Genomic DNA, 22395 nt, shown 5'->3' with positions numbered 1-22395 from the left:
TAAAATGTCTAGATCACTTAAAAAGGGACCTTTTGCAGACGCAAGCCTGCTTAAGAAGATAGATGCTATGAACGCTGAGGGCCAGAAGCAGATAGTTAAGACTTGGTCACGTCGTTCTACAATTTTCCCGTCTTTTGTTGGACACACAATTGCTGTTCATGACGGAAGAAAGCATATTCCTGTATATGTTACTGAAGATATGGTTGGACACAAGCTTGGTGAGTTTGTTCCTACAAGAACATTCAGAGGACATGCTGGAAATTCTCCCGCAGAGAGAAAGAGCAGCGTACACTAATTATTCGTTCGATGAAAGGAGGAAATATCCATGGAAATGGAAATCAAGCATAGATCAAAGATCAAAAGAGAAAGAAATCGTGACAATAAAGAAACAAGACCTTTTGCAAAGTTATCTTACGCAAGAATACCTGTTCAGAAGGCATGCTTTGTCATGGATGCTATCAGAGGTAAGGATGTAGAGACTGCACTTGCAATTCTCGAGTACAATCCTAGATATGCTTCTAGCGTAATCTACAAGCTTCTTGCAAGCGCTGTAGCTAACGCAGAGAACAACAAAGGTATGAACAGAGCTAATCTTTATGTTGCTGAGTGCACTGCAAGCAACGGCCCTATTATGAAGAGAATTCAGCCTAGAGCACAGGGCAGAGCATACAGAATCAACAAGAGAATGAGTCATCTGACTGTTATTTTGGACGAGAGATAATTGAAAGGAGAACCTAGAAATGGGACAGAAAGTTAATCCTCATGGCCTCAGAGTTGGTGTTATCGCTGACTGGGACTCAAAGTGGTATGCTGAGTCTGCTGATTTCGCCAATAATCTGGTAGAAGATTACAATATCAGAAAATTTCTGAAGAAGAAGTTATATGCAGCTGGTGTTTCTAAGATTGAGATCGAAAGAGCATCAGATAGAGTTAAGGTTATCGTTTACACAGCTAAGCCTGGTGTTGTTATCGGTAAGGGCGGTGCTGAAATCGAAGTAACTAAGAAGGAGCTTTCAAAGCTCACAGACAAGAAGGTTCTTGTTGACATTAAGGAAATCAAGAAGCCTGATAAGGATGCACAGCTTGTTGCAGAGAACATCGCTCAGCAGCTTGAGAACCGTGTATCATTCAGAAGAGCTATGAAGTCATGCATGAGCAGAACAATGAAGACAGATGCACTTGGTATCAAGGCATGCTGCTCAGGTCGTCTTGGCGGCGCTGATATCGCTCGTTCAGAGTTCTACAGCGAGGGTACAATTCCTCTTCAGACTCTTAGAGCAGATATCGATTACGGTTTTGCTGAAGCAGATACAACCTACGGTAAGGTTGGTGTAAAGGTATGGATCTATAAGGGTGAAGTACTTCCAACCAGAGCAGGTGAGAGTTCAGATAAGGAAGGGAGCGATAAATAATGTTAATGCCAAAGAGAGTTAAGCACCGCAAGCAGTTCCGCGGTTCAATGGCTCATAAAATCACTCGTGGTAACACAATTAGTTATGGTGAGTACGGAATAGTTGCGCTTGAGCCTTGCTGGATCAATTCAAACCAGATTGAGGCAGCCCGTGTAGCTATGACACGTTTCATCAAGCGTGGTGGTCAGGTTTGGATCAAAATCTTCCCTGACAAGCCTATCACATTAAAGCCTCTTGGAACACGTATGGGTTCCGGTAAGGGTGCAACTGATAGATGGGTAGCTGTTGTTAAGCCAGGTCGTGTAATGTTCGAAATCGGCGGAGTTGCCGAGGCCGATGCTAGAGAAGCTCTTCGTCTTGCGACACATAAGCTTCCTTGCAGATGCAAGATCGTTTCTAAGGCTGATTTGGAAGGCGGTGTATCTAATGAAAACTAATAAGTATGTAGACGAGCTCAAGGCTAAGTCAGTTGACGAGCTTCAGACAGAGCTTGTATCAGCTAAGAAGGAACTTTTTAACCTTAAGTTCCAGAACGCTACAAACCAGTTGGATAATACAGCAAGAATTAAAGAAGTAAGAAGAAATATTGCAAGAATCCAGACTGTAATCACACAGAATGCTAAGGCTGCAAACTAAGCCTCATACTAAATAAGGAGAAATAATCGTGGAAAGAAATTTAAGAAAAACGCGTGTTGGTAAAGTAACAAGCGATAAGATGGATAAGACCATCACAGTTTCCATTGAGGACCATGTAAAGCATCCTCTTTACAAGAAGATTGTAAAGAGAACTTACAAGCTTAAGGCTCATGACGAGAACAATGAGTGCCGTATCGGTGACACAGTTAAGGTCATGGAAACAAAGCCTATCTCCAAGGATAAGAGATGGAGACTTGTATCCATAATTGAGCGTGCAAAGTAATCATAAAATAAAGGAGAAATATCATGATTCAGCAGGAAAGTAGACTGAAGGTCGCTGATAACACTGGTGCTAAAGAGCTTCTTACAATCCGTGTTATGGGTGGATCTACAAGAAGATATGCGAGAATCGGCGACACAATAGTAGCTTCTGTTAAAGAAGCAACACCCGGTGGAGTTGTAAAGAAGGGTGACGTAGTTAAGGCTGTTGTCGTTCGTACTGTTAAAGAGACACGTCGTAAGGACGGTTCCTACATCAGATTTGATGAGAACGCTGCTGTTGTTATCAATGAAGATGGTACGCCTAAGGGAACACGTATTTTTGGACCCGTAGCTAGAGAGCTTCGTGAGAAAAAGTTCATGAAGATTCTTTCTCTCGCTCCGGAAGTATTATAAGGAGGCGCCCATATGTCAACAAGTAAGATCAAAAAGGGTGATATGGTTAAGGTTATCGCCGGTGGTGAAATCGACAAGGAAGGTAAAGTCCTTTCAGTTGATAAGAAGAATGGTAAGGTTATCGTAGAAGGTGTTAATAAGGCCATCTGCCACGAGAAGCCTTCTGCAAAGAATCCTAATGGCGGAATTGTTGAGCGTGAAGCTGCGCTTGATATCTCAAATGTTATGTATCTTCATAACGGACAGCCTACCAAGATCGGATTCAAGGTTGAGAAAGATGAGAACGGTAAGGTTGTAAAGAAGAGCCGCATCGCTAAAAAGACTGGTGAGGTTATCGACTAATTAAGAAAGGAGGTATATAACTTTGAGTAGATATAAGGATTTATACAAGAACGAGATCGTTGATGCAATGACAAAGAAGTTCGGTTACAAGAACGTAATGGAAGTTCCAAAGCTCGACAAGATCGTTATCAATATGGGTGTTGGTGAAGCTAAGGAAAATGCTAAGCTTCTTGAGAACGCCGCTAATGATATGGCTATTATTTCTGGCCAGAAGCCTGTTATTACAAAGGCTAAGAAGTCTATCGCTAACTTCAAACTGAGAGAGGGTATGCCTATCGGATGTAAGGTAACACTTCGTGGTGACAAGATGTACGATTTCCTTGATCGTCTTGTAAACCTTGCACTTCCTCGTGTACGTGACTTCAGAGGAATCAACCCTAACTCATTCGATGGAAGAGGAAACTATGCACTTGGTATCAAGGAGCAGCTTATCTTCCCTGAAATCGAGTATGATAAGATCGACAAGACAAGAGGTATGGATATCATTTTCACAACAACAGCTAAGACAGATGAGGAGGCTCGTGAGCTTCTTACACTGTTCAATATGCCTTTTGCAAAGTAATTATAGGAGGGAATATAACACATGGCTAAATTATCCATGAAGTTGAAGCAGCAGATGAAACCTAAGTACTCAACACGTGCTTACAACCGTTGTAAGATCTGCGGTCGTCCTCATGCTTATCTTAGAAAGTACGGAATCTGCAGAATTTGCTTCCGTGAACTTGCATATAAGGGCGAGATTCCAGGTGTTCGTAAGGCATCCTGGTAATTGGTATCATACTGTAACTAATTAACTTTTTTAGCATGATATTCGAATTGCTCCGCAGAATAACTGCTTTCGCAATTCGACAAACATTCGGAATAAGCACTATCGTGCAAATTCCTCATATTTGTTAGGGTCATTAAGACAAAATGCTTAACATGTAAACATGTACGCATTTGTGTCTTATGACACCAATATCATTCACATTGCGGCTTCGTGTCTCTGCTCAATTCGGGGAGTAGTAAGGCGAAGCAAAAATAATTAAGGAGGCAATTTTAAAATGGCAATGAACGATCCTATTGCAGATATGCTTACAAGAATTCGTAACGCAAACACTGCAAAGCATGACACTGTTGATGTACCTTCTTCTAAGATGAAGCTTGCTATTGCAAACATTCTTCTTGAAGAGGGATATATTAAGAAGTTAGACGTTGTTGAAGATGGAGCATTCAAGAATCTTCATATTACACTTAAGTACGGTGCTGACAGAAACGATAAGGTTATCACAGGACTTAAGAGAATCTCAAAACCTGGTCTTCGTGTATACGCAGGCAAGGATGAGCTTCCTAGAGTATTAGGTGGTCTTGGTATTGCTATCATTTCTACAAACCAGGGCGTTGTAACTGATAAAAAAGCAAGAGAGCTGCAGGTTGGTGGCGAAGTTCTTGCATTCATTTGGTAAATTGGAGGTACGGGCATGTCACGAATTGGAAAAATGCCAATCGCAGTTCCTGCTGGTGTAACAGTAGAAGTTGCAGAAAATAATAAGGTGACTGTAAAGGGACCTAAGGGAACCCTTACAAGAGTTTTCCCTGCTGAGATTTCTTTCTCACAGGAAGACGGTCAGATCGAAGTTAAGAGACCTGACGATCAGAAGAAGACAAGAGCTTTACACGGCCTTTCAAGAAGCCTTCTCAACAACATGGTTGTTGGTGTAACAGAAGGTTTCGAGAAGAAGCTTGAGGTAAACGGTGTAGGTTACAGAGCTGCTAAAAACGGCAAGACACTCTCTCTTACACTTGGTTATTCTCACCCAGTAGAACTTGTTGATCCTGAGGGAGTTGAGACAGTTGTAGAGGGTCAGGTAATCACAGTTAAGGGTATCGACAAAGAGGCGGTTGGCCAGCACGCTGCAATCATCAGAGAGAAGAGAGCTCCAGAGCCATATAAGGGCAAGGGAATCAAGTATGCTGATGAGGTTATCAGACGTAAAGTTGGTAAGACCGGTAAGAAATAATAGATAAGGAGAGTGCAAAATGGTTAGTAAAGAATCCAGACAGGAAATTCGTGTAAAGAAGCACATGAAGATCCGTAATCGTTTTAGCGGAACAGCTGAGAGACCAAGACTCGCTGTTTTTAGAAGCAATAATCATGTTTACGCACAGGTTATTGATGATGTTGCCGGCAAGACACTTGTATCTGCTTCAACTCTTGAAAAAGATATCAAGGCTGAGCTTAAGAATACAGACGACATTGAGGCTGCAACAAAGATCGGTGATGTTGTTGCAAAGAGAGCTCTTGAGAAGGGCATCAAGGCCGTTGTATTTGACAGAGGCGGTTATATCTACCACGGTAAGGTAGAAGCATTGGCCGAGGCTGCTAGAAAAGCTGGCTTGGAATTCTAAGAAGGGAGAAAACACAAAATGAAGCGTAATATCGTAGATGCAAGTCAGCTCGAATTGACAGACAAAGTTGTTACCATCAAGCGAGTAACAAAGGTTGTAAAGGGTGGACGTAACATGAAGTTCACAGCGCTTGTAGTAGTTGGTGACAACAATGGTCACGTTGGTGTTGGTCTTGGAAAGTCAACAGAAATCCCAGACGCTATCCGTAAGGGTAAGGAAGATGCTACTAAGAACCTTATTACTGTTCCTCTTGATGAGAACAACAGTATTACACATGATTTCGTAGGTAAGTTCGGCTCAGCTGAAGTATTACTTAAGAAGTCTCCAGAAGGTACTGGTATCATCGCTGGTGGTCCTGCTCGTTCTGTATGTGAGCTTGCAGGTATCAGAAATATCAGAACAAAGTCACTTGGTTCTAACAACAAGCAGAACGTTGTTTATGCTACAATCAATGGTCTTGCTCAGTTAAAGACACCTGAAGAAGTTGCAGCTAAGCGCGGTAAGTCTGTAGCAGAAGTAACCGCTTAATAGAAGGAGAAAATCAATGGCAGATAAGAAGCTTAAGATCACATTGGTTAAGTCAACTATCGGAGCTATCCCAAAGCAGGTAGCAACAGTTAAATCAATGGGATTCAAGAAACTTAACAGTTCTGTTGAACTTCCTGATAACTCTGCAACAAGAGGTCAGATTCAGCAGATCAGACACCTCGTTAAGGTAGAAGAGATTTAATCTCAAAAAAGATGCAAAAAATGTTACCGGGGCTGTTCCATGTATACGCGAGTGGTGTATAATATTAAAGTGCGCTGCGTTGAGCGGTACGAGCCCCGGCTTTTATAAGGAGGAATATCATGGAATTATCCAACTTAAGACCTGCTGAGGGTTCAAAGCAGAGCGATAATTTTAGAAGAGGCCGTGGTCATGGTTCAGGAAATGGCAAGACTGCTGGTAAGGGCCATAAGGGTCAGAAGGCTCGTTCAGGAGCTCCAAGACTTGGTTTCGAAGGTGGTCAGATGCCACTTTTCAGAAGACTTCCTAAGAGAGGCTTCAAGAACATCAACCACAAGAATATCGTAGGCATCAATCTTAGCGCACTTGAAGTATTTGACAACGGAGCAGTTGTAGATATTCAGGCACTCAAGGACCAGGGAATCATCAAGAAGGAACTTGACGGCGTGAAGATTCTTGGCAACGGAGAATTTACTAAGAAGCTTACGGTTAAAGCTAATGCTTTCAGCGCATCAGCTAAGGAGAAGATCGAGGCTCTTGGTGGAACAACAGAGGTGATCTAATGTTTAAGTCCCTAATGAATGCATTGAAAGTCAAGGAATTAAGGAATAAGATTCTTTTCACCATTTGTATGCTTGGTGTAATCAGATTAGGATCTGCTATTCCTGTACCTGGAATGAACGTTTCAGTTTTCCAGAATTGGTTTAAGAATCTTACAGAAAGCGATTCCTTCGGCTTTATGGATCGATTTACTGGTGGATCATTTGAGAACATGTCAATCCTGGCACTCAATATCACACCATACATTACATCTTCCATTATCATTCAGCTTCTCACAATTGCTATTCCTAAGTTTGAAGAGTGGCAGAGAGATGGCGAAGATGGAAGAAAGAAGCTTACAGCTCTTACAAGATATGTAACAGTTGCTTTAGCTCTTATCGAATCCATTGCAATGGCAATTGGTTTTTACAGGAACACAGGCTTCCTCACAGAGCAGTCTATCTTTCTTGTAATCCAGATTGTAGCAGCCCTTACAGCTGGTAGTGCATTCCTGATGTGGATTGGTGAAAGAATCACAGAAAATGGGGTTGGAAACGGTATTTCAATTGTTCTGACTATCAACATTCTTTCAAGAATGCCGTCAGATTTCAAAGCCCTTTACGATCAGTTCGTAAGTGGCAAGGCTATTGCTAGGGGAGTTGTATCAGCTATAATCATTCTTGCAGTTATAGTTGCAATGGTAGTATTGGTTGTTCTTCTTAACGGCGCTGAGCGTAGAATTCCTGTTCAGTATGCTAAGAAGATTCAGGGTAGGAAGACTTACGGTGGAAACCGTTCTGAGATTCCTCTCAAGGTCAATACAGCAGGCGTTATGCCTATCATTTTCGCAATGTCTTTATTCCAGTTCCCTATCATTATCAGTCAGTTAGTTGGCTATAATGGATCAGGTTTCTGGGGCAAGTTTATTGCATATCTTAACCAGAGTAACTGGTGTAATCCAAATCACTGGAATTACTCAATTGGTTTATTGGTTTATATTTTATTGCTTATCTTCTTTGCGTATTTCTATACGTCAATTACCTTCAATCCACTTGAGATTGCAGATAATATGAAGAAGCAGGGTGGCTTTATTCCTGGTATCAGACCAGGTAAGCCTACAAGTGATTACCTTACAAGCATTTTGAACTACATCATCTTTATTGGAGCTTGTGGTCTTACAATTATTGGTGTATTACCTATCTTCTTTAATGGTGTGTTCGGTGCCAGCGTTTCATTCGGTGGAACTAGCCTTATCATCGTGGTAAGTGTTATCCTTGAGACAATCAAGCAGATTGAATCTCAGATGCTGGTACGTAATTACAAAGGCTTCTTGGAAGACTAAGATGAAATGTAAAGAGGTTACAGGACTCGCTTGTGGCGAGTTTTGTAGCCTCTCTTTTTCTGAGTGAAAAATGCTAAGGGAAGGCCCAAAGAGCAGAATTATGCTAGCGCAAATCCACTATATGTTTTATAATGTGATTTGTGTGAAAATACTAATTCTATATGTGAGGGCTATAAAAGTATGAAAATTATTATGTTGGGTGCGCCTGGAGCAGGCAAGGGAACACAGGCTCAGATGATTGCGGACAAGTATAATATTCCGCATATCTCTACAGGAGATATCTTCAGAGCTAATATCAAGAATGGTACAGAACTTGGCAAGAAAGCTAAGGAGTATATGGACAAGGGACTTCTTGTTCCGGATGAACTTACAGTTCAGCTTCTTCTTGACAGAGTTGCAAATGAAGATTGCAAGAATGGTTATGTTCTTGATGGATTCCCACGTACTATTCCACAGGCTGATGTTCTTGATGCTGAGCTTACAAAGCTTGGCGATAAGGTTGACTATGCAGTGAACGTAGATGTTCCTGATGAGAACATTGTTCGCAGAATGTCAGGTAGAAGAGCATGCCTTAAGTGTGGTGCTACCTATCATGTTGAACATATTCCACCTAAGGTAGAGGGAATATGTGATAAATGTGGAAGTGAGTTGGTTCTTAGAGAGGATGACAAGCCTGAAACAGTTCAGAACAGACTCTCAGTATACCACGAGCAGACACAGCCTCTTATCGAGTATTATGATAAGAAGAATATTTTGAAGACAGTTGACGGTACAAAGGATATGCAGGAAGTATTTAGCGATATCGTTAATATTCTTAATGCATAAGATCTTGGTGTTTTATATATGGCTATAACAATTAAAACAGACGAAGAAATTGATCTTATGAGACAATCTGGACAGCTTTTGGCCAAGGTTCATGAAGAACTACATGCCGCAGTTCGTCCCGGTATCTCAACACTTGAGCTAGATGAGATTGGTGAAAAGACTATCCGTGCTCTGGGAGGAATTCCTAATTGTAAGAATTATGAAGGATTTCCCGCTTCTGTGTGTATATCTGTGAACGACGAGGTTGTTCATGGTATTCCAAGTGCCGATAGAATCCTGCAGGAAGGTGACATTGTTACCTTTGATACAGGACTTATATATAAGGGCTATCATTCCGATGCTGCAAGGACTTGGGGTGTTGGTAAGATAAGTGATGAAGCCCAAAAGCTTATAGATGTTACAAAGGCCAGCTTTTTTGAAGGCATCAAGAAGGCTAAGGCAGGTAACAGATTATATGATATATCCAGGGCAATAGATGCCTATATTAAACCATATGGATATGGGATCGTAAGAGAACTTACAGGCCATGGAATAGGAACTTCACTTCATGAAGATCCGATTGTTCCAAATTACAGGAAGCTAACCCCCGGCCCTAAACTTAGGAAGGGAATGACAATATGCGTTGAGCCTATGATTACAATGGGCGAGCGCTATGTAGGTTGGCTTGATGATGATTGGACTGTGGTAACTGTAGACGGTTCACTGGCAGCACATTATGAAAACACAATTGCCATAACTGATGGCGAACCAGAGATACTAACATTGGAAAGGTCTTGAACAAGGAGGATAAGAATGTCAAAGGCTGATGTAATTGAAATTGAAGGAAAAGTAATTGAGAAGCTTCCAAACACAATGTTCCAGGTTGAACTTGAGAATGGACACGTTGTTTTAGCACATATTAGTGGTAAGCTCAGACAGAACTTTATCAGAATTTTACCTGGTGATAAGGTTACACTTGAGCTTTCTCCATATGATCTTACAAAGGGAAGAATTATTTGGAGAGATAAATAATTCAAGACAAATAATAAAGCCCCAAGTATTTGCAATATGCAAGTACTTGGGGCTTTTTGCGTTTTTGTTTACTGAATCTTGATTGCTATATCATCTATTTCTTTCAACTCATCTGCTGAGAATGAGGTGTTCTCAATAGCTTTGATATTGTCGAGAATCTGCGATGGCTTGGAGGCACCTATTATGACTGATGTGATATACTCATCCTTGAGGTTCCAAGCGAGAGCCATTTCTGCAAGAGTCTGACCTCTTCTTCTAGCGATTTCGTTAAGGGCTCTGATACTATTTACCTTTTCACTGCTAAGCTGGCTTTCCTTTAGGAATCTTCCATCTGTGCGGATTCTGCTGTCTTCCGGAATTCCATCAAGATATCTGTCTGTTAAAAGACCCTGTGCAAGAGGAGAGAAACATATTATTCCCTTACCCAGCTCTTTTGATTTCTCTTTTAATCCATTCTTCTCAATAGTTCTGTCAAGGATATTGTAGCGGTTCTGATTGATGATAAATGGGACATGGCGATCTTCTAATATAGCTGTTGCTTTTTCCAATGTTGGGCCATCATAGTTGGAGATACCAACATACAAAGCTTTACCGCTTCTTACAATCTGTTCAAGAGCTTCCATGGTTTCCTCAAGAGGAGTTTCAGGATCCATTCTGTGATGGTAAAAGATATCAACATAATCAAGGCCCATCCTCTGAAGAGACTGATCAAGACTTGCTATCAGATATTTACGGCTGCCCCAGTCGCCATAAGGGCCCGGCCACATGTAGTAACCAGCCTTGGTTGAGATTATCATCTCATCTCTATAGCGGTGCATGCTTTCTCTAAGTATTTTGCCAAAGTTGATCTCGGCAGCACCTTCCATGGGACCGTAGTTATTAGCAAGATCAAAATGAGTTATGCCATTATCAAAGGCAGTAAAACACATCTTTTCCATATTGCCAAAATCGCCGTTATCACCGAAATTGTGCCATAAGCCAAGAGAAACGGCCGGTAATTTGAGTCCACTTTTACCGCAGCGATTAAACTTCATTTTTTCGTATCTGCTTTCACTTGCTGAATACATAGTTTTTTCTCCATTTAGAATAATAAGTAATTGCATTGTATAAAATATAAACTGATATTTATAGATTAATGCATTGGGTTAACGAAGGCAATATTAAAGATGAATAAAGGTTGAAATAAGCAAGTTTTTTATAAAAAAATGCAGCAATATAAATGCTTAAATATTAATATAATAAACCTTCTTGCCGATATAGATAGTGAATTCATGTGCGGATTGACAAGGAAGGAATCGCTATGAAAAAACTATTGGGCAAACTATTAGCTTTGATTTTAGCCATCGTAGTCGCTGCGTGTGGCTTAATTGTGCTGTGTGAAATGGATCAGGATGTTGCCAAGGGCGCTTCTGATGTTTCTAAGATGTTGAACGCCTATATACAGTCCAAAGCAGCCCCGGAGGAGACTGCTGATGCATCTAATGCGGCAAGTAAAGAAACTGCTGATAATAAATCTGTTACAGATGTGGTCGGTGATATGGCTGATGCGGCTTCTGCAGTCAGCTCTTTTACCGTGTCAGAAAAACAGGAAAAAGAATTTGCTGAGTATGATGGTGATTGGAGCACTTCCGGAATAGATAAAGATATAGTGAACGAGGCACAGGAGCCACTTGTTAATCAGGACCTTTATGAGGACCCGACGGATGACACGTCATATTACAACATAACAGACAATATGTCAGGACTGGTTCAGCTACAGAATGAGATTGTGGAACTGGAGTCTTCTGATGATGTCCTTCAGATAATAAAAGAGCTCAGCCTTGGAAATACAGGTGCTGATTATACATTCAGCACCAGTTACTATCCTTATTATCAGATGCTTACAGATAAATGCAAACAGCTTTACAAGCAGATATATGCCAATTCACTTGAGCTTAGACCGGCCTTTTTGCCTGTTACAAAAGCAACTTCAAACGAGTGGTACAATGCGCTTATGAGCGTTATTTTGGACCACCCTGAGCTGTTCTGGCTGAATACTAAAATGTACACAGAATATGACTATAGAGGAAGCGTTGTAAAGGTTCAGCTTTATTTCTATGAGGATGAGCTTGGGGATATTGAAGAAGCCAGGAACACTTTTGATTATATGGTGGATAGATTCCTGGAACAGGCTGCCGAGAAGGAATTAAAGACCGATTATGATAAGGAAGTATATGTGCACGATATACTTGCGGATAAACTTACTTATAAAGAAACACCTTTGGATCAGAGCGCATATAGTGCAATAGTCGAAAATGAAACTGTCTGCGCCGGCTATTCAAAGGCATTTCAGATACTTATGCAGCAGCTTGATGTACCTACATATTTGGTAGTGGGCTGGGGCGGTGGCCTTATTTCCGGTGATATGCATGCTTGGAACATGATCAAACTTGGCGATGATTATTATAATGTAGATGTTACATGGGATGATCAGGATCCTATTAACTATAATTATTTCAACCAGTCCGACGCGGACTTCCACAGGCATATTCGCATGTTTAATTCCCAGTATCTGCCTTTGTGCAGTGGAAAAAAATATGCTAAATCGCCAACCACAAATCAAGAATGAAATTTTGTAAAAAAATAGTTGATAATTGATTTTGCATGTGCTATGATGTTAAATGGTCTTTTTAGAAGAGGGGATAATTATGCCCTTCTTTAAGCATTATGCTGTTTTTACCATGCAGGAAAGGAGTAACAATGAAAGTTAGGTCTTCTGTTAAGCCTATGTGCGAAAAGTGCAAGGTTATTAAGAGAAAGGGCGTTATCAGAGTTATCTGTGACAACCCTAAGCACAAACAGAGACAGGGATAATTCGAGCCGTTTTCGGATTACTTTTTGATACCAATGTGTATTGGAAAGATCGGATTATACTTTGTCCGATTGGGTCACGAATAGGTGGACCCCAATCAAACAAGTAACAGCTCTGACGGAATGGGTTGGAGCAAGAGGAGTAAAGCTTCTCAATAGTAATTATTTATATTTTTTATTTGTTAATGGAGGAATTAAAATGGCTCGTATTGCAGGTGTAGATTTACCTAGAGATAAGCGAGTAGAGATCGGTTTGACATACATCTACGGAATCGGTAGAACAAGCTCAAACAAGATTCTTGAGGCTGCAAAAGTAAATCCGGACACACGTGTTCGTGATCTTACTGATGAAGAAGTAAAGAAAATCGCCGAGATTATCGGTAATGACTACGAAGTAGAGGGTGACCTTAGAAGAGAAGTTGCCATGAACATCAAGAGACTCACAGAGATCGGATGCTTCAGAGGAATGCGTCATAGAAGAGGACTTCCTTGCCGTGGTCAGAGAACAAAGACAAATGCAAGAACAAGAAAAGGACCAAAGAGAACAATCGCTAACAAGAAGAAATAATTCTTTTTAATATAGCTTTTGGATCGTATTGAGCTTGTGCATGGCAGGTTCAAAAAGTAACGTTTTAACAAGATTTTATAGGAAGAAAGTAGGTTAGTTTAAAATGGCAAATCAGAAATCATCAGCTGCAAAGAAGGCAGCTGCAAAGAAGCGTGTCAAGAAAAACGTTGAACACGGACAGGCACATATCCAGTCATCTTTCAATAACACAATCGTTACATTGACAGATGCTGCAGGTAACGCTCTTAGCTGGGCAAGTGCTGGCGGTCTGGGATTTAAGGGTTCAAGGAAATCTACTCCTTATGCTGCACAGGTAGCTGCAGAGACAGCAACTAAGGCTGCTCTTATTCATGGCCTTAAGACTGTTGATGTATTCGTTAAGGGACCAGGTTCAGGAAGAGAAGCTGCAATCAGAGCTCTTGCTGCAAGCGGTCTTACAGTTACATCTATCACAGACGTAACACCTGTACCACATAACGGATGCCGCCCACCTAAGCGTCGTAGAGTATAATCTGAGTGATATAGGGATACAAAGTTATATTTTTCTGTGCTTGCACAGAGAAAAATATAACCTTGGAGACCGAACATACATGAGGAAGTAGAGCAATAGCTCGGATTCCGAATGTATGCATGATTGCGAGAACGTAGTGAAGCAATCATGGGTATCACGAAGTAGTATATTCAATCAATGTAGTTACATGTGCATATATATTATGTGAATTTTAACTCGTTGGACGAAGGTGCAAATGCTGATAATTCAGCAAACATTGTAAACAACATCAAAATGAAAAATCATTTTGAGTAAAAGAAAGGAGCCTAAAATGGCAGTAAACAGAGTTCCCGTTTTAAAGAGATGCAGATCACTTGATCTTGATCCAACATTCCTTGGATACGATAAGAAGTCCAAGAGAACATCAGCTAGAGCTGGTAAGAAGATGAGCGAGTATGGACTTCAGCTCCGCGAGAAGCAGAAGGCTAAGTTCATCTATGGCGTACTTGAGAAGCCTTTCAGAAACTACTATGACAGAGCAGACAGAATGAAGGGTATGACAGGTTCAAACCTTATGACTATCCTTGAGTCAAGACTTGACAACGTAGTATTCAGAATGGGATTCGCTAGAACAAGAAGAGAGGCTAGACAGGTTGTTCTTCATAAGTTCGTTCTCGTAAACGGCAAGAAGATCAACGTACCTTCATACCTTGTAAAGGCTGGTGATACAATCGAAATCAAGGAAGCTGCTAAGAATATCCAGAGATTCAAGGATATCACAGAGATCACAGCTGGCAGACTCGTTCCTGAGTGGATTGATGTTAACAAGGACAATCTTCAGGGTACAGTTAAGGAACTTCCTTCAAGAGAAGCAATTGATGTACCAGTAGACGAAATGCTTATCGTCGAGTTGTATTCTAAGTAATATATGAAATTGCGTTGCAATTTAATATCATATATAATTATACTTGTTAACTAACCACATAAGGAGGGTATATCAGTGTTTGATTTTGAAAGACCAAATATTGAAGTTGCTGAAATCTCAGATGATAAGAAGTATGGTAAATTCGTAGTTGAGCCTCTTGAGAGAGGTTACGGTATTACACTGGGCAATTCCCTTCGCAGGATTATGCTCTCTTCTTTACCTGGAGCAGCAGTAAGTCAGGTCAAAATCGAAGGCGTACTGCATGAGTTCAGTTCAATTCCTGGAGTAAAGGAAGATGTAACTGAGATCATCATGAATATCAAGAACCTTTCTATCAAGAATTCTTCAGATACAAACGAGCCTAAGACTGCATACATTGAGTTCAATGGCGAGGGTGTTGTAAAGGCTTCAGATATCCAGGTTGACCAGGATATAGAGATCATGAATCCAGATCAGGTTATCGCTACACTTTCCGGTAAGGATGCTAAGCTCTACATGGAGCTCACTATCACAAAGGGAAGAGGTTATGTAAGCTCTGATAAGAATAAAGCTGGCGATCTTCCAATCGGAGTAATCGCTATCGATTCTATCTACACACCTGTAGAGAGAGTAAATGTAACAGTAGAGAATACTCGTGTAGGTCAGGTTACTGACTTTGATAAATTAACACTTGATGTTCACACAGACGGAACACTTGCTCCTGACGAGGCTGTAAGCCTTGCAGCTAAGGTTCTTAGTGAGCATCTTAGCCTCTTCATCGATCTTTCAGAGAATGCCAAGACTGCAGAAGTTATGGTAGAGAAGGAAGATGACGAGAAAGGCAAGGTTCTCGAGATGTCAATTGATGAACTTGAGCTTTCAGTTCGTTCATTCAACTGCCTTAAGAGAGCTGGTATCAATACCGTTCAGGAGCTTGCAAACAAGACTTCTGACGATATGATGAAGGTTCGTAACCTCGGACGTAAGTCACTTGAGGAAGTTCTTGCTAAGCTTGATGAGCTTGGTCTCTCACTTAGACAGGACGGCGAGCAGTAATAATCATTTGATTGAGGCAAATCTATGGGCAGAGACTTCTGCCCATGGAATTTGATATTCGCGGAAGGTAAAGCCGATGTGTACTGAAGCGGATTCTCATGGCGTTTATTAACAGCATCATATGAGTAAGTCCGAAGAGCATTGTGTGATGTACCACAGCAGGAGGAATCCTGCAGATGAGAAAGGATGTAAAAAATTATGGCAATGTACAGAAAGCTTGGAAAAGCTACAAAACCTAGAAGAGCACTTCTTCGTAACCAGGTAACAGCACTTCTTTACAACGGAAAGATCGTTACTACAGAGGCAAGAGCTAAGGAAATCAAGAAGATCGTAGAGCCTATGATCACTCTTGCAGCTAAGGAGAAGGACAACTACGAGACACTTACAGTTGATTGCAAGGTTCCTGAGAAGGACAAAGACGGTAAGAGAGTTAAAGAAGTAGTTGATGGCAAGAAGGTTACAAAGTACACAACTGTTAAGAAGGAAATCAAGAAGGATATGCCTTCAAGAATGCACGCAAGACGTCAGCTCCTTAAGACTCTTTATCCAGTAGTTGAAGTTCCTACTGAGAAGGCTGGAAGAAAGAAGAACACAAAGGAAGTTGATCTTGTAGCTAAGCTGTTCGATGAGTACGGTCCTAAGTATGCAGATCGTAAGGGTGGTTACACTCGTATGATCAAGATCGGCCAGAGAAAAGGCGATGCAGCTATGATGGTTGTTCTTGAGCTCGTTTAATAGCTAAAGATAAAGGGATGAGGCAATGCCTCATCCCTTTTTTATTACATGCGCTCCACTCGAAATTTGCGATGCAAATTCCTCGTTGTACGGCATTCGCCGTATCCTTGCATAGAAACATATATGCTTATGTAAGCAAGCTTCCAATGCATATATTTTTCATGCAAGCGCATGGCTCAATTTGGACGCTCAAAGTGTTGATAATCCTTTACTGAATTCCAGTCACCACCCCATTTAAAGCCATGTTCCTTGAAGAGCCTGTAGGCCAGATCATTTTCGTCTATCTTGTAAGGAAAGTTTGCAGATCTGTCTGCATAAGGTAAGCTTCCTTCAGGTGATACATTAGTTGTGCCATCTTTATTGTAGGTGATGTAAGGGTTGTAGAATGGATTGAGATCGATAGCAAGGCCGTAAGCGTGATTGGATAACCTGGTTGTGCCATCCACAACTCTGTAATTAAAGCAGGAAGTATTATTAGCCAGCATAGAGGCTGTGTCATCGCCACCGAACTCATCAATCAGTTTGATACTTTCAATCTGATATCCGCTTGAATATAGCTCTGCGAAGATTTCTATTACGTCCTGAGCAATCTTCTTATTACATATCATCTCGCCTGTCTGTGTGTTTCCGTCAAAATCATTGTACAAGAGACTACAGTATCTTAAGTCATCAAGACTTATGTTGTCATTCTCCACATATGAAATGCCTGTAATTCTGTCTATAACGTCTTGTGTAAGAGATTCGTGATAAAATCCATCCATATAATTAACCCTGTCATAAACGGCAATAATTTCGCTATTTGAGGTATCTGTGGAAGCATCGCTGATAGTACTTGCGTAAGATGCAGATATTGATGCCGATTCGGATGCTGATACATCGTCAGTGGATGCTTCTGATGATGCAGATGCAACGGACTCAATTGTACTGGTTACATATGATGAAGCCGCTTCCTTAGATACATTTGCTGACGCTTGATCAGATGCTAGCACAGTCGCCTCAATACTACTTTCTGCCTTGGCTTTATCATACTCTGCCAGAGTTTCCCCGCGTGCCATGTATCTGGCTAGTATAGAACAGCCGATAATAAGCGCACCTAGCAGAACTAAGTCTTTGGTATATTTGTTATTCAATTTTTCTTTTCCCCCAAATTGGTCTTATATAATTTACGTGATTTGAACATAACTATAATACCACTAATAGCTTGTATTTGCCCGTAAACTCTAGTAAAATTATGCAGTATCGGGTAATAAATACATGCCAGATAAGAGCTGCAGAGGCAAAAGATAGCTCTTTTTAAGGATAAGAATATGCTTCGTACAGATAAACTTGTATTTGAATATATCAGACGCGATGAAGAGGGCAATGTAGAGGGCATCACAAGGGCAGTAGATAATGTGAACCTCGATGTTAAGCCTGGTGAATTCATTGCTATTCTGGGACATAACGGCTCAGGTAAGTCCACGCTTGCCAAGCATTTTAACGCTCTTTTGTATCCTACAGAGGGCGAAGTTTTTGTGGACGGCATGAATACTGAAGATGACAGCCACCTTTGGGATATCAGACAGGAAGCCGGGATGGTATTTCAGAATCCAGACAACCAGATCATTGGCCAGGTTGTAGAGGAAGACGTCGGCTTTGGCCCAGAGAACATGGGTGTTCCAACTCAGGAGATTTGGGAAAGAGTTGAAGAGAGCCTTAAGACTGTAGGAATGCTGCAGTTCAGGAAAGCTTCTCCTAACCACCTGTCTGGCGGTCAGAAACAGCGTGTGTCAATTGCTGGCGTTATTGCAATGCATCCTAAATGCATCATCTTTGATGAGCCAACAGCCATGCTTGATCCCAATGGACGTAAAGAGGTTATAAGAGCAGCCAGAGCCCTTAACCAGGTTGAGAATATTACTATTATCCTCATCACTCATTACATGGAAGAAGTTATATATGCTGATAAAGTCTTTGTTATGGACAAGGGACACGTTGAGATGACTGGTACACCTCGTGAGATCTTTTCACAGGTCGACAGGTTAAAAGAGTTAAGGCTCGGCGTTCCACAGGTTACACTTCTTGCACATGAGCTCAAGAAAGCGGGGCTTCCGCTTCCGGACGGCGTTCTTACAAGAGAAGAGTTTGTAGAAGAACTCAAGAAGATTAAGAGATAACGTAGGGATAGATATGTCAATAATACTTGATCACGTTAATTACATATATGACGAAGATACAGCCATGGCGCATGCAGCGCTGATCGACGTTTGCCTGAATATTCCGGATGGTCAGTTTGTGGGCCTTATTGGACACACTGGTTCCGGCAAGTCTACGCTGATACAGCACATGAACGGCCTTGAGAAGCCGACAAGCGGCTGCGTTTTCTATGATGGCAAGGATATAAACGACTCTGATTATGATAAAAAGAGCCTTCGAGCCAAAGTAGGACTTGTTTTCCAGTATCCTGAGCATCAGCTCTTTGAAACAGACTGCTTTAAAGATGTATGCTTTGGTCCCAAAAATCTGGGGCTTCCACAGAAAGAAGTTGAGCTTCGTGCCTATGAAGCACTTAAACAGGTAGGATTTGATGATGATTATTTTTACCAGTCACCATTTGATCTGTCTGGTGGTCAGAAGAGAAGAGTGGCTATAGCTGGTGTTCTCGCTATGAAGCCAGAGGTTCTTATTCTGGATGAACCCACAGCAGGTCTTGATCCTAAGGGACGCGAGGATATTCTGAATCTGATCTCAAGACTTCATGAGGAAATGGGCATCACTATTATTCTGGTGAGCCATAGCATGGATGACGTGGCTAATTATGTTCAGAGAATCATAGTTATGAATAAGGGCCGTGTTGCTTTTGACGATGAGCCCAAGGAAGTATTCAAGCATTACAAAGAGTTAGAAGAGATAGGCCTTGCTGCGCCACAGGTTACATACGTGATGCAGGAACTGCATGAGGCCGGCTTCCCAGTAGATACTGATGTTACAACACTGGAAGATGCAAAAAATGAGATATTAAAGGCGTTTGGAAAATGCTAAGAGATATTACTTTAGGTCAATACTATAGAACTGAATCTGTGATACACTCCCTTGACCCAAGAGTCAAGCTGGTTGCAACATTTGCGTTCATAGTATCCCTGTTTGTTGCCAACAATTTCATAGGATATACGATAGCAGCTCTTTTCCTTGCCATGGTTATCTACTTATCCAAGGTTCCACCTAAATTTATCTTCAGGGGAATGAAGACAATTTTTTTCCTGCTGCTGATAACTATGGTATTTAACTTGTTCCTCACTCCAGGAACACCAATCGTGAGCGTATGGAAATTCACTATCACTCAGGAAGGCCTCAAGATGGCAGCTATGATGGCTATAAGACTTGTGTTCCTCATTACAGGATCATCTTTGATGACGCTTACTACAACCCCTAATCATCTGACAGACGGACTTGAGAGACTCCTTAGACCACTTCGTCTGTTCAAAGTGCCTGTTCATGAGATTTCCATGATGATGTCAATTGCACTTCGTTTTATCCCGATTCTCATGGAAGAGACTGACAAGATTATGAAGGCGCAGATGGCCAGAGGAGCTGATTTTGAGAGTGGCTCACTTATTAAAAGAGCCAAGAGCCTTGTTCCACTTCTGGTGCCCCTTTTCATATCGGCATTTAGAAGAGCCAACGACCTTGCAATGGCTATGGAAGCTAGATGCTACAAGGGCGGAGATGGCAGGACCAAGATGAAACCTCTTATTTATGAAAAGAGAGACAGACTTGCGTATCTTGTAATAATACTGTATCTGGTGCTGATTGTAGTTATGGGCAGGATACTGTTCTAATAAATGGTATCTATAAGCTGGTACAGGATAATGTTTGATCATTGTTATGGTATTTGGATAGGGATTGGTTATGGGCGATATCCGCAGGATTATGCTGACAGTTTCATATGATGGTACGGCTTATAATGGCTGGGCATTGCAGACTAGCACCCCCAATACTATTGAGGGAGAGCTTAATCGTGCAATAGAAAGGCTCACTGGAGAGCAGGTGCAGGTAATCGGCGCCAGCAGAACTGATTCCGGAGTTCATGCCTATGGCAATGTTGCTGTGTTTGATACTACCAGTACAATCCCAGGCGACAGATTTATTTTTGCCCTCAACCACGAGCTTCCACAGGATATTCGAATTGTGGAATCAAGAGAAGTGGCCCTCGATTTCCATCCAAGGCACTGTAATACAGAGAAGACCTATGAATATAGGATTGTCAATTCACAAATCATGGATCCGACCAGAAGATTTTATGCTTGCCACTTCAGCATGCCTTTAGATATTGGCCTCATGAATGCTGCAGCACATCACCTTGTGGGCGAGCATGATTTTACAAGCTTTTGCAATGTGGAATCCCAGGCTGTCAGCCATGTGAGAACTATTAAGGACATCTCTGTTACCAGAAATGGCGATGAAGTAGTTATTTCTGTTACTGGTAACGGCTTTTTATACAATATGGTCCGCATAATTGCTGGAACACTCATGCAGATTGGACGCGGAAGAGGCGGCCCATCTGAAGTGAAGACCATACTGGAGAAGAAGAACAGGGCAGCAGCTGGACCTACAGCACCTGCAGAAGGTCTTTTCCTGATAGAATATAAATTCCTCGATGGTATTCCTGAACCGGAAGCTACTGATGAGGAAGTATAATTCCTGAAACAAACGATAAATAGTACTAAAATTTTGGTAAAATTCTTGCTGAAATGGTGATTTTGACCTTGACAATATGGACTTCAAGGTCATATAATATCTTACTGTGTGACGGTATGTCCGTATGCACATTTGTCAGTCGGCATGACTGATATAACGCGGTAATGTCATATTGTTGTCCCGGTAAGCTTCAATATGTACATCGTTATAAATGCATTGATCAGGTGAAGGGTCATTGCAATGTATCAAATTTAATGAGCAATTATTTACTGGAGGAAACACAATGAAAACTTATATGCCTAGTGCAACTACAGTTGAGAAGAAGTGGTATGTAGTTGATGCTACAGATATGACACTTGGACGTCTTGCTTCTAACGTTGCAAACGTACTTAGAGGAAAGAACAAGCCAATCTACACTCCTAACATCGACACAGGAGATTATGTAATCGTTATCAATGCAGAGAAGATTAAGGTTTCTGGTAAGAAGCTTGATCAGAAGATGTATTGGCACCACACAGATTACGTTGGACATCACAAGGAGTTCTCACTTCGTCAGATGCTCCAGGACAAGCCTGAGAGAGTTATCGAGCATGCCGTTAAGGGAATGCTTCCTAAGGGATCTCTTGGTAGAGAGATGTACACAAAACTCCATGTATACGCAGGAGCTGAGCACCCACATGCAGCTCAGAAGCCTGAAGTATTAACATTTTAATCGGGTAGTTGAAAGGAGAACATAAAATGGCAAAGTCAGCAAGTTACTACGGAACAGGTAGAAGAAAGAAGTCAATTGCAAGAGTATACCTTGTATCCGGAAATGGAAATATAACAATCAACAAGAGACCTATCGACGAGTATTTCGGACTTGAGACACTCAAGGTTATCGTTAGACAGCCACTCGTAGCTACAGAGACATCAGATAAGTTTGACGTTGTAGTTACAGTAAGAGGCGGCGGCACAACAGGTCAGGCTGGTGCTATCAGACATGGTATTTCAAGAGCTCTTCTTCAGGCTGATTCAGATGAGTACAGACCTACACTTAAGAAGGCTGGATACCTTACAAGAGATCCTCGTATGAAGGAAAGAAAGAAATACGGTCTCAAGAAGGCTCGTAGAGCACCTCAGTTCTCAAAGAGATAATCGTTTCACAACGTATTACGTCTTTGGACAATTATATACGACTTATTACACCTCAGGACAATTGTCCTGGGGTGTTTTTA

35 protein-coding genes are annotated in these 22395 nt (G+C 41.4%); 33 read left to right on the top strand and 2 right to left on the bottom strand.

Annotation, left to right across the window (positions count from 1 at the left end; genetic code table 11):
* Positions 1–4 precede the first annotated feature (4 nt).
* The 20 genes from rpsS to infA all read left to right on the top strand — a co-directional run bounded on the left by rpsS (position 5) and on the right by infA (position 9898).
* Positions 5–295 (top strand): 30S ribosomal protein S19, encoded by a 291-nt coding sequence (rpsS, locus tag G613_RS0116420; protein WP_029233644.1) that lies wholly within the window; start codon positions 5–7, stop codon positions 293–295.
* A 30-nt stretch (positions 296–325) separates the two neighbouring features.
* Positions 326–721: a 50S ribosomal protein L22 gene (gene rplV / locus G613_RS0116415; protein WP_013280001.1), complete on the top strand. Its 396-nt coding sequence runs from the start codon at positions 326–328 to the stop codon at positions 719–721.
* Between the two features lie 19 nt (positions 722–740).
* The gene (gene rpsC, locus G613_RS0116410) at positions 741–1412 is read left to right on the top strand and encodes a 30S ribosomal protein S3 (RefSeq protein ID WP_029233643.1); all 672 of its coding nucleotides are present in this window, start codon (positions 741–743) and stop codon (positions 1410–1412) included.
* The gene (gene rplP, locus G613_RS0116405; protein WP_029233642.1) at positions 1412–1849 is read left to right on the top strand and encodes a 50S ribosomal protein L16; all 438 of its coding nucleotides are present in this window, start codon (positions 1412–1414) and stop codon (positions 1847–1849) included. The genes rpsC and rplP overlap by 1 nt, the downstream gene beginning before the upstream one ends.
* Positions 1839–2048, top strand: coding sequence for a 50S ribosomal protein L29 (rpmC, locus tag G613_RS0116400; protein ID WP_029233641.1), 210 nt, complete (start codon positions 1839–1841; stop codon positions 2046–2048). The genes rplP and rpmC overlap by 11 nt, the downstream gene beginning before the upstream one ends.
* Positions 2049–2076: 28 nt before the next feature.
* Positions 2077–2331 carry a 30S ribosomal protein S17 gene (gene rpsQ, locus G613_RS0116395; RefSeq protein ID WP_013280005.1) on the top strand — a complete coding sequence of 85 codons (255 nt, stop codon included), beginning with the start codon at positions 2077–2079 and terminating at the stop codon, positions 2329–2331.
* Positions 2332–2354: 23 nt separating this feature from the next.
* A complete protein-coding gene (gene rplN, locus G613_RS0116390; protein WP_013280006.1) occupies positions 2355–2723 on the top strand; it encodes a 50S ribosomal protein L14 in 369 nt (122 codons plus the stop codon).
* Between the two features lie 12 nt (positions 2724–2735).
* Positions 2736–3065, top strand: coding sequence for a 50S ribosomal protein L24 (rplX, locus tag G613_RS0116385; protein ID WP_013280007.1), 330 nt, complete (start codon positions 2736–2738; stop codon positions 3063–3065).
* A 22-nt stretch (positions 3066–3087) separates the two neighbouring features.
* Positions 3088–3627: a 50S ribosomal protein L5 gene (gene rplE, locus G613_RS0116380; protein WP_013280008.1), complete on the top strand. Its 540-nt coding sequence runs from the start codon at positions 3088–3090 to the stop codon at positions 3625–3627.
* A gap of 21 nt (positions 3628–3648) precedes the next feature.
* Complete coding sequence (locus G613_RS0116375; protein ID WP_013280009.1) at positions 3649–3834, top strand: type Z 30S ribosomal protein S14; 186 nt, start codon at positions 3649–3651, stop codon at positions 3832–3834.
* A 274-nt stretch (positions 3835–4108) separates the two neighbouring features.
* Complete coding sequence (gene rpsH, locus G613_RS0116370) at positions 4109–4510, top strand: 30S ribosomal protein S8 (protein WP_013280010.1); 402 nt, start codon at positions 4109–4111, stop codon at positions 4508–4510.
* 15 nt (positions 4511–4525) lie between these two features.
* Positions 4526–5065, top strand: coding sequence for a 50S ribosomal protein L6 (rplF, locus tag G613_RS0116365; protein ID WP_029233640.1), 540 nt, complete (start codon positions 4526–4528; stop codon positions 5063–5065).
* A 19-nt stretch (positions 5066–5084) separates the two neighbouring features.
* Positions 5085–5453, top strand: a complete 369-nt coding sequence (rplR, locus tag G613_RS0116360; protein ID WP_026490022.1) for a 50S ribosomal protein L18 — start codon at positions 5085–5087, stop codon at positions 5451–5453.
* Positions 5454–5471: 18 nt separating this feature from the next.
* On the top strand, positions 5472–5981 hold the full coding sequence (rpsE, locus tag G613_RS0116355) for a 30S ribosomal protein S5 (protein WP_013280013.1): 510 nt from the start codon (positions 5472–5474) through the stop codon (positions 5979–5981).
* Between the two features lie 16 nt (positions 5982–5997).
* Positions 5998–6183 carry a 50S ribosomal protein L30 gene (gene rpmD, locus G613_RS0116350; RefSeq protein WP_013280014.1) on the top strand — a complete coding sequence of 62 codons (186 nt, stop codon included), beginning with the start codon at positions 5998–6000 and terminating at the stop codon, positions 6181–6183.
* A gap of 119 nt (positions 6184–6302) precedes the next feature.
* Complete coding sequence (rplO, locus tag G613_RS0116345) at positions 6303–6743, top strand: 50S ribosomal protein L15 (RefSeq protein ID WP_029233639.1); 441 nt, start codon at positions 6303–6305, stop codon at positions 6741–6743.
* Positions 6743–8062 carry a preprotein translocase subunit SecY gene (gene secY, locus G613_RS0116340; RefSeq protein WP_029233638.1) on the top strand — a complete coding sequence of 440 codons (1320 nt, stop codon included), beginning with the start codon at positions 6743–6745 and terminating at the stop codon, positions 8060–8062. The genes rplO and secY overlap by 1 nt, the downstream gene beginning before the upstream one ends.
* A 180-nt stretch (positions 8063–8242) precedes the next feature.
* On the top strand, positions 8243–8887 hold the full coding sequence (locus G613_RS0116335) for an adenylate kinase (RefSeq protein ID WP_029233637.1): 645 nt from the start codon (positions 8243–8245) through the stop codon (positions 8885–8887).
* 18 nt (positions 8888–8905) lie between these two features.
* Entirely contained in the window at positions 8906–9664 is a 759-nt protein-coding gene (gene map, locus G613_RS0116330; RefSeq protein ID WP_029233636.1) for a type I methionyl aminopeptidase, read from the top strand.
* Positions 9665–9679: 15 nt separating this feature from the next.
* On the top strand, positions 9680–9898 hold the full coding sequence (infA, locus tag G613_RS0116325; RefSeq protein ID WP_013280019.1) for a translation initiation factor IF-1: 219 nt from the start codon (positions 9680–9682) through the stop codon (positions 9896–9898).
* A 68-nt stretch (positions 9899–9966) separates the two neighbouring features.
* Here the strand turns inward: infA and G613_RS0116320 are convergent, their stop codons facing one another.
* Positions 9967–10965 carry an aldo/keto reductase gene (locus G613_RS0116320; RefSeq protein WP_029233635.1) on the bottom strand — a complete coding sequence of 333 codons (999 nt, stop codon included), beginning with the start codon at positions 10963–10965 and terminating at the stop codon, positions 9967–9969.
* A 233-nt stretch (positions 10966–11198) separates the two neighbouring features.
* Between G613_RS0116320 and G613_RS0116315 the strand changes: the two genes are divergently transcribed.
* The 7 genes from G613_RS0116315 to G613_RS0116285 all read left to right on the top strand — a co-directional run bounded on the left by G613_RS0116315 (position 11199) and on the right by G613_RS0116285 (position 16501).
* Entirely contained in the window at positions 11199–12506 is a 1308-nt protein-coding gene (locus G613_RS0116315; RefSeq protein ID WP_029233634.1) for a transglutaminase domain-containing protein, read from the top strand.
* Positions 12507–12637: 131 nt separating this feature from the next.
* Entirely contained in the window at positions 12638–12751 is a 114-nt protein-coding gene (gene rpmJ, locus G613_RS0116310; protein ID WP_013280022.1) for a 50S ribosomal protein L36, read from the top strand.
* A 196-nt stretch (positions 12752–12947) separates the two neighbouring features.
* Positions 12948–13316 (top strand): 30S ribosomal protein S13, encoded by a 369-nt coding sequence (gene rpsM / locus G613_RS0116305; protein WP_029233633.1) that lies wholly within the window; start codon positions 12948–12950, stop codon positions 13314–13316.
* 103 nt (positions 13317–13419) lie between these two features.
* Positions 13420–13827: a 30S ribosomal protein S11 gene (gene rpsK / locus G613_RS0116300; RefSeq protein ID WP_026490013.1), complete on the top strand. Its 408-nt coding sequence runs from the start codon at positions 13420–13422 to the stop codon at positions 13825–13827.
* A 310-nt stretch (positions 13828–14137) separates the two neighbouring features.
* Positions 14138–14731 carry a 30S ribosomal protein S4 gene (gene rpsD / locus G613_RS0116295; protein WP_029233632.1) on the top strand — a complete coding sequence of 198 codons (594 nt, stop codon included), beginning with the start codon at positions 14138–14140 and terminating at the stop codon, positions 14729–14731.
* A 75-nt stretch (positions 14732–14806) separates the two neighbouring features.
* Positions 14807–15766: a DNA-directed RNA polymerase subunit alpha gene (locus tag G613_RS0116290; RefSeq protein WP_029233631.1), complete on the top strand. Its 960-nt coding sequence runs from the start codon at positions 14807–14809 to the stop codon at positions 15764–15766.
* A 198-nt stretch (positions 15767–15964) separates the two neighbouring features.
* The gene (locus tag G613_RS0116285) at positions 15965–16501 is read left to right on the top strand and encodes a bL17 family ribosomal protein (RefSeq protein ID WP_029233630.1); all 537 of its coding nucleotides are present in this window, start codon (positions 15965–15967) and stop codon (positions 16499–16501) included.
* Positions 16502–16677: 176 nt separating this feature from the next.
* Here G613_RS0116285 and G613_RS19310 read toward each other — a convergent pair whose 3' ends face one another.
* Positions 16678–17631 carry a M15 family metallopeptidase gene (locus tag G613_RS19310; RefSeq protein WP_029233629.1) on the bottom strand — a complete coding sequence of 318 codons (954 nt, stop codon included), beginning with the start codon at positions 17629–17631 and terminating at the stop codon, positions 16678–16680.
* 177 nt (positions 17632–17808) lie between these two features.
* Here G613_RS19310 and G613_RS0116275 point away from each other — a divergent pair, with 177 nt between their 5' ends.
* The 6 genes from G613_RS0116275 to rpsI all read left to right on the top strand — a co-directional run bounded on the left by G613_RS0116275 (position 17809) and on the right by rpsI (position 22315).
* Complete coding sequence (locus tag G613_RS0116275; RefSeq protein ID WP_029233628.1) at positions 17809–18657, top strand: energy-coupling factor transporter ATPase; 849 nt, start codon at positions 17809–17811, stop codon at positions 18655–18657.
* A gap of 13 nt (positions 18658–18670) precedes the next feature.
* The gene (locus G613_RS0116270) at positions 18671–19522 is read left to right on the top strand and encodes an energy-coupling factor transporter ATPase (protein ID WP_029233627.1); all 852 of its coding nucleotides are present in this window, start codon (positions 18671–18673) and stop codon (positions 19520–19522) included.
* Positions 19516–20319 carry an energy-coupling factor transporter transmembrane component T family protein gene (locus G613_RS0116265; protein WP_029233626.1) on the top strand — a complete coding sequence of 268 codons (804 nt, stop codon included), beginning with the start codon at positions 19516–19518 and terminating at the stop codon, positions 20317–20319. The genes G613_RS0116270 and G613_RS0116265 overlap by 7 nt, the downstream gene beginning before the upstream one ends.
* A gap of 70 nt (positions 20320–20389) precedes the next feature.
* Positions 20390–21178 (top strand): tRNA pseudouridine(38-40) synthase TruA, encoded by a 789-nt coding sequence (truA, locus tag G613_RS0116260; protein WP_081647931.1) that lies wholly within the window; start codon positions 20390–20392, stop codon positions 21176–21178.
* A gap of 283 nt (positions 21179–21461) precedes the next feature.
* Positions 21462–21890, top strand: coding sequence for a 50S ribosomal protein L13 (rplM, locus tag G613_RS0116255; protein ID WP_013280033.1), 429 nt, complete (start codon positions 21462–21464; stop codon positions 21888–21890).
* A 26-nt stretch (positions 21891–21916) separates the two neighbouring features.
* On the top strand, positions 21917–22315 hold the full coding sequence (gene rpsI / locus G613_RS0116250) for a 30S ribosomal protein S9 (protein WP_026490004.1): 399 nt from the start codon (positions 21917–21919) through the stop codon (positions 22313–22315).
* Positions 22316–22395: the final 80 nt, after the last annotated feature.

This window comes from Butyrivibrio sp. VCB2006 (assembly GCF_000420945.1).
Taxonomy (GTDB): domain Bacteria; phylum Bacillota; class Clostridia; order Lachnospirales; family Lachnospiraceae; genus Butyrivibrio.
This window is presented reverse-complemented; position numbering and strand designations above follow the sequence as displayed.